At 64.6% G+C, this 6,045-nt stretch carries 5 protein-coding genes and 2 pseudogenes; 1 reads left to right on the top strand and 6 read right to left on the bottom strand.

Features of this window, described 5'->3' with window-relative positions:
• Nucleotides 1-180: 180 nt before the first annotated feature.
• The 3 genes and pseudogenes from EET03_RS27775 to EET03_RS32835 all read right to left on the bottom strand — a co-directional run bounded on the left by EET03_RS27775 (nt 181) and on the right by EET03_RS32835 (nt 2,880).
• A pseudogene (locus EET03_RS27775) lies at nt 181-1,345 on the bottom strand (AAA family ATPase).
• Nucleotides 1,346-1,463: 118 nt separating this feature from the next.
• Nucleotides 1,464-2,471 carry a glycoside hydrolase family 6 protein gene (locus tag EET03_RS27770; protein ID WP_099193872.1) on the bottom strand — a complete coding sequence of 336 codons (1,008 nt, stop codon included), beginning with the start codon at nt 2,469-2,471 and terminating at the stop codon, nt 1,464-1,466.
• A pseudogene (locus EET03_RS32835) lies at nt 2,471-2,880 on the bottom strand (PIN domain-containing protein). Before EET03_RS32835 ends, EET03_RS27770 begins: the two are co-directional and overlap by 1 nt.
• Before the next feature lie 100 nt (nt 2,881-2,980).
• Between EET03_RS32835 and EET03_RS30555 the strand changes: the two are divergent.
• Nucleotides 2,981-3,118 carry a hypothetical protein gene (locus EET03_RS30555; RefSeq protein WP_167470718.1) on the top strand — a complete coding sequence of 46 codons (138 nt, stop codon included), beginning with the start codon at nt 2,981-2,983 and terminating at the stop codon, nt 3,116-3,118.
• A gap of 235 nt (nt 3,119-3,353) precedes the next feature.
• Here the strand turns inward: EET03_RS30555 and EET03_RS27760 are convergent, their stop codons facing one another.
• From EET03_RS27760 to EET03_RS27750, 3 genes are all read right to left on the bottom strand, one after another.
• Entirely contained in the window at nt 3,354-3,650 is a 297-nt protein-coding gene (locus EET03_RS27760; RefSeq protein WP_075542200.1) for a type II toxin-antitoxin system RelE/ParE family toxin, read from the bottom strand.
• Nucleotides 3,647-3,898 (bottom strand): type II toxin-antitoxin system ParD family antitoxin, encoded by a 252-nt coding sequence (locus tag EET03_RS27755; protein WP_063472330.1) that lies wholly within the window; start codon nt 3,896-3,898, stop codon nt 3,647-3,649. Before EET03_RS27755 ends, EET03_RS27760 begins: the two co-directional genes overlap by 4 nt.
• A 525-nt stretch (nt 3,899-4,423) precedes the next feature.
• Nucleotides 4,424-5,140, bottom strand: coding sequence for a hypothetical protein (locus tag EET03_RS27750; protein WP_075542201.1), 717 nt, complete (start codon nt 5,138-5,140; stop codon nt 4,424-4,426).
• Nucleotides 5,141-6,045 lie beyond the last annotated feature (905 nt).

Here is a 6,045-nt window from a genome sequence, read left to right as displayed (position 1 = left end):
CATGAGCCCGACCCAACAGCGACTCGCCGACCTGTTCGCAATCCACCAATACGCACCCACCCGCTGACCAACAGCGCCCAACACCGCGAGTTGGGTAATACACCAGCCCTGCCCAAAAACACAACCCCACCAGGGCAAATCAGGCCGTCGATCAACGAAGGCCGGAAACTCCCGCTAGCGCTATCGCGGCGGCCAATGCCATGGCGGTTGGTCGAGCAGGCGCTGGCCGGCAATGCGGGTCTCACCGAGTTCTTTGGTCAGACGGACGGTGTGCACGTCCGCGGCCTGTTGCAGGGTCGCGACAAGTGGCTCGGAGTGGGTGACGACGACAATTTGGCTGTGCTCGGACGCTGTGGCGATCAAACGATGCCAAGGCGGGCAACAACTCGGGGTGCAAGCTGGTCTCGGGTTCGTTGAGCACCAGCAGCTGGGGTGGACGTGGTGTCAGCAGGGCTGCGACCCAAAGCAGATATAGCAGTGTGCCGTCGGACAACTCGGCAGCGCCCAGTGGCCGCAGCATCCCGGGCTGGTGCAGCAGGGGTTCGAAGCGGCCGTCGGCGTTGCGGATATCGACACTGCTACCCGGAAACGCGCGCTCGATGGCTTCACTGAGCGCCTCATCGTCGCCAATCTCTCGAATCGTTTGCAAGGCCGCGGCCAGATCCGCGCCGTCGTGACCCAATACCGGTGTGCGCGTGCCGATTCGGGGCTGCCGCGCGGGCGCGTCGGTGTCGGTGCGCAGCTCGTCGTAAAACCGCCAGTTGCGCATCCGCTCCCGCAGCTGCATCAACTCCGGCGCCCGCACCGGGTCGGCCAGCTCACTGAGCATCGAGTCGAAAGGCCGCAGCACGTCGGCGATCACATGCCAGCCACCGTCACCGTCTAGCACCCGTGCAGTCGGGCCACCGCGCTGAGCTATCACCGTCGCGGGGCGCCACACCGGACCGACCCACAGCGCCTCGACTTTGACCTCCGGATCGAGCCCGAACTCCGTGCGCGTGGCAATGGGCAGTCCGAGGTCCAGTGCATAACCGAATTCGTCACCGGCAAAGCCCAGCTTCAGGCTGACCGACTCCGTTCGCACCGTGCCCTGAACCCGATGACGCCCCTGGCGCACTGACTTACCGATCACCGCCGGCCCGGCCCATATCGTTGAGCTCAACCCGCCTTCGCGGGACAGCGCAGCCACCGCGCCGTTGCGGGCCGAGTCCGCCAGCAGACGCAACGCTCGATACAGGTTGGACTTGCCGGTGCCGTTGGCACCGGTTACGACGTTGAGCTGGCGTAACGGAACGACCAGCTGGCGCAGCGAGCGGTAATTCTCCACGGCGACCGTACCCAGCACCTGGCCACGCTAATCCAACGTCGACACCGTCCCCCAGATAGGTCCCCGATACTGCCTCGGCCGTACCGTCGCGGCTGACCACCCACGTGTGCAGTGGCGGCGGGCTACCCGGGTGGTCTTATTGGCCCGCGTTTTGGGCGAGATCAATGGCGTACTGGCTCACGAAGTGACCCGCCGAAGGGCCCCCGTTGCATGATCCGTCGGATTCGCCGGGACGTTTGACCCACAGATAGGCGTCGGCGTGCGCGCCCGCAGTAGCCGTGGTGGGCGGGGTGCCCAAGGCACGCCCGCCGGGGTTGCACCAGCTCAGCGCGGAGTCGGGCGCAGGTCCGGCGCCGTTGCGCGAGGTGTCGATCACGTAGTGCGCGCCGTTGGTCATCCCCGAAATCGCCTCGCCGTACCCGGTTTCCTCGTCGGTGCTGAAGAAGTTCGAGACGTTGAGGCTGAACCCTCGCGCATGGCCGACACCGGCCTGGTTGAGCCTGGCGGCGATTTCCTCGGCACTCAACCAGCGCGAGTGTCCGCCATCGACGTAGACGGCCGCGGCCGGATCGCGGATCAGGGTGTCCACCGCGTAGCGGATCAGATCGAAGCGTTCCTGGCGCTGGTCAGCCGACAGGCAGTCGGCCATGTCGAGTGCATCAGGTTCGACGATGATCGCCGCCGGCGAGCCGCCCAGGCCGGACGAGATGCTGTCGATCCACTGGCGGTAGTCCGCCCCCGACGCGAACCCGCCGGACGCGTAACTACCGCAGTCGCGATGCGGAATTCCGTAGAGCGCGAAAATCGGCATGCTGCCGGCAGCCTGTGCCGCGCCGGTGTACCCGGCGACCCTCGCGCCTACCGAACCGGCTGGAAATGCCTGGTCAAGCCAGTACGCCTGCGGGGTATTGGCGATGGCGGTCAGCTGCGGACTCGGCGGATTGGCGTTGCGCGCGGCGGCCATGGCCGTCGACGCCGGGTCCACGTAAAAAGGCTGTCCAGCCAGCGGGTTTCCCGTATCGGCCAGACGCACCTCAGGGGCAGCACCGACATGCACGGCACCGGCAGAAACCAGGCCGGCAACGGTCGCAACCGCCAGAAACGGGGTGATCCACCGAGCGACAGCAGCTGCAGCTATTGACATCACGTCAGTAAAATAGTGCGGCGACGTGAGAAACGCCAATCCTTCGAGTCGAACGCACAGGCATTGCGGCTGCTTTTCCTTCGCACAAGTGCGCAACTCGTCGCGTCCACGAACGAGTACTGCTCGTCATGCCGGGCAAGCCAGTCCCAGGCCTGTTCCTCGAGGTCGGCAGTGAGGTGCTCCACGCGAACGACCGCGCTGAAGCGCTGAAGCGGATTGCGGCGGCGCCGACGGCGGCCCGCTGACCGCTTCGCCGGTTCGGCAGTGTGCAGGTCTCGCCCAAGCCCGGGTTAGAGGTCAGAACAACTGGTGGTTTGCTGGCCCACAAGTTCTTCGCGATCTCGTGCCGGGCATCTTGGCGTTGCCCAGCGCGGCCCAAAGGCCCAAAGAATGTGTCGGCGAAGATCATTCGCGCTTTCCGGGTCCGCCGCTGCCCTCATCCCCACCGCCAGCGTCGCCGCCCGCCACCGCTCCGGGCAGCGCCGCAGCCACCAACCCGGATGCAGCGCATGCTGGGGCCCGACGCGATGAACGCCGCCGTCACTCCGCAGCCGGGCATACAGCGGGTAAGGGTCCTGGATGGCCGCGTCGCCGAAGAACTCGGCCGGGTCGATGGTGGCCAGTCATTGCGTGTCCCGCATCGTTGAAATCAGTATCGGGGCTCTACCCCGTCTGCTGCTCTGCTCGTTTGTAGTAGCACAAGCAAACCCATGTAGGTTCTCGCCAACGAGCTGCAACTCACGACCGTCGCGACCTGCGACGCTCCCGGTCGTCTCACCGCGATTCCGCCCAGTTTGTCTCACGATCCGGTTGATTTCCTGCGCGCGATCAGTGTTCACCGGCAGTCCCGGGCGTCTTGGCTTCGGCATCGCGGTGCATGGATCAGTCGAGGTGCCGGTCGACATCCATCCGTTGGTGGAGTATGCGCACCACATCGATCACGTCGACGCTGGCAATCCGGTAGTACAGCGTGTGCGATGCGACATGGTGCTTCCGGTAGCCGGGGCGGACTTCGTCGCAGGCCCTTCCGATCATCGGATTGTCAGCGACTCGTTCGATTGCCCGCTGGATCTCACGAACGTACTTCTCGGCCTGATCGTCGTCCCAGGTCTCATAGGTGTAATGCCAGATCTGTTCTAGATCCGCGCGTGCGGCGGGCGAAAGTATATACCGGCTCACCCGTGGCGAGGTTTCTCAGCCCGCTTGCGCGCAACGAAATCATCGAAGTCGAATTGTGTTGACTCGCCACTTCGTTCGCCAGCGATGAGTGCCTGGCGCAGTGCGCGCAGCCGGGTCTCACGATCTTCAAGCAATCGCAAAGCAGTACGCACGACGTCGCTGGCCGAGCGGTATCGGCCCGACGCGATCTCCTCCTCGATGAACGCGCTGTAATGCTCATCGAGGCTGAACGACGTATTCTTGCCCACGCACCCGAGAATACCAACTATTGGTATCAACGCCGAAGCGAGTGTTTTTCCGCCGCCCACGATCGCCTCGGAAGCGTCTGACAACTGCGTGCCACCAGGCCCGCGCAGCCCTTGGCCCGTCCATTCCGAGCTCGCCTCGGCGGTCCCCTCGATTCGTCGAGGTGACACCCGTCCCGTAATGCGTCGAATGGGAATGCTTGATGCGCCAAGTGAATTGGCCCCATCGACATACCGCGGCCGTGACAGATCCGCGATAGCTGCGCGTGGGGGCAAATGCTTCTCGGCTGATGTTGTGGTGATCCAACCAGTCGAGCGTGCCGCCTTCCATGAAGCTCAAGAATCCCTCCAAAACCACGCGGAGCGCGTCTGGCCAAGGGTGCCCGGGGCTAGGCGGCCGGGTGGCCCCGGGGGGTCGCACCCCGGGGCCACCCGGCGGGCTAGGTCCCAAAATGCCGCTGCCGCGCCTGAGCGGGTGGCGCGTCGGCCGCCATACTTTAGCGGTGGCGATTCAGTGAGCCGGTCGGCTCACTGATCGACGGCATCCTGGTCCATGTTGCGCTTCGAGCGCACAGTCGGCCGCGTCGAGCGCCGCCGCGGAATGCGGTCTGTGATGCCACTCAGCGTGTTGACCATCCTGTTGAGGGTATCGACTGCAGACTCGAGGGTGTCGGCGGTGGGCGTCAACCTCTCCACGGCGGGCTGCAGCCGACTCAGGATTTCAGCGGCTTCGGTGAACTGTTCGAGCGGTCCATTCTTAGCCAGCAGCTTGTCGATGACGCCGTCCGCGGCGAACATCCGCTCGATAATGCCGTCCTCGGCGAACATCCGCTCGACCGGCCCGTCCTCAGCGAGCAGCCGATCTGCGAGCCCACCGGGCGCCAGAATCCGCTCTAGCGCGGTACCTTCAACGGATACCCGATCGAGTAAACCGCCGGGCGCGGTCAACAGGTCGACAACCCCACCCGGACGCATCAGCTTGTCCGCCGGCCCGCCGCGGACCAGTGCGCGCCCCATCGCCCGGTCGTTTTCGGTTAATTCGGCAACTCGGTTGGCGCCGACGAGTGCGCCGCGCAACGGAAATAGATCGGTAATCGGATCTACGGTCTTCGGGCCTTCCTCGCCCAAGGATTGCTTCACAGCCCCGAGCGCGATGGCCGCAACGGCGAGTCCGGCGTCGGCCACCGCGACGCCGGCCCGGACAGGGGCTATCGCTGCACCGACAATGGCTTTGCTGATGTTCACGCCGCAAGTGTATGGCTCGGCGTCGTCTCCGATGGGCGACAGCGCCAATGGGGTGGCAGAGAATCCAGGTGATGATCTACGTCGCAAACAGGGCTACTGAACGAGGCCAATGTCGCCCGCGCGCAGCGGCGCCAAACCCATGTCCGTCGCCCGCAACCGTGCCATGGACGCCGGTTGCCCAAGAACAAGTGCGCGAGAATTGTGTGACTACACCCCGAGAGAATGAAATCCCTTGTCCCAGCAGGAAGGTTCGCAGACTGCGTGGCGGATGCCGATCGGTCTGACTCCGAGTTGCCGGCGCCCTGTCTCTGCTGCGGCCCATGGCGATCACCTCGGCCCTGCAACGGATCAGACTGCTTCGGTGACCCGATCGTCACATGGCCGTCGGCGCACCCTTGGAATTGAGCAACCCGCGTGTCTCACGAACCTGGCGGATCCGCCGTCACTCCGCCATCATTCGTGAGATTCCGCCACGGTTCGTGCGAACCGACATTTATGTAGGTTCTCACGTTTGGTTGCATTTGGCCATGCGCTGACCTGGCCGTTTGCGAACTGTCTCACCGTGGCTGCACCGTCGGTTGTCTCATGAACCACTGCATTTCCTATGTCGTGGCGGTCGTGCAGCCTCAATAGCTTCGACGCCCCCGATACCCGATAGGTGTGAGGACGCTAATCCCGCCGCAGCTATGTCAGCCAGTCAGCAGCGTCGGCGCCGAATCGCTTCGGCCCCCGTGCGTGGACGCGCCGCTAGGCCTCAAATAAGCGAGCCGGTGTGAGATGGGTGGCAGTATCGCACAGGCGTGCGATTTGGCTTGGCGGTGGGGCGGTTTGTGAGGGGGCGATGGCTGTTGTCAGGTGCGTGAGCGGTCGCAGTTTGGCTGGATCATTGGTTCTGCGTGAGGTTT

The sequence above is a fragment of the Mycobacterium innocens genome (assembly GCF_900566055.1).
GTDB lineage: Bacteria > Actinomycetota > Actinomycetes > Mycobacteriales > Mycobacteriaceae > Mycobacterium > Mycobacterium innocens.
The sequence above is the reverse complement of the archived record's forward strand: the minus strand, read 5'-3'. Positions and strand labels throughout refer to the sequence as shown.

Excerpts from the sequence above, each read along its gene's own strand:
- EET03_RS27770 (WP_099193872.1), bottom strand. The coding sequence starts at position 2,471 with ATGTCAATAGCTGCAGCTGCTGTCGCTCGGTGGATCACCCCGTTTCTG.
- EET03_RS30555 (WP_167470718.1), top strand. The coding sequence starts at position 2,981 with ATGCTGGGGCCCGACGCGATGAACGCCGCCGTCACTCCGCAGCCGGGC.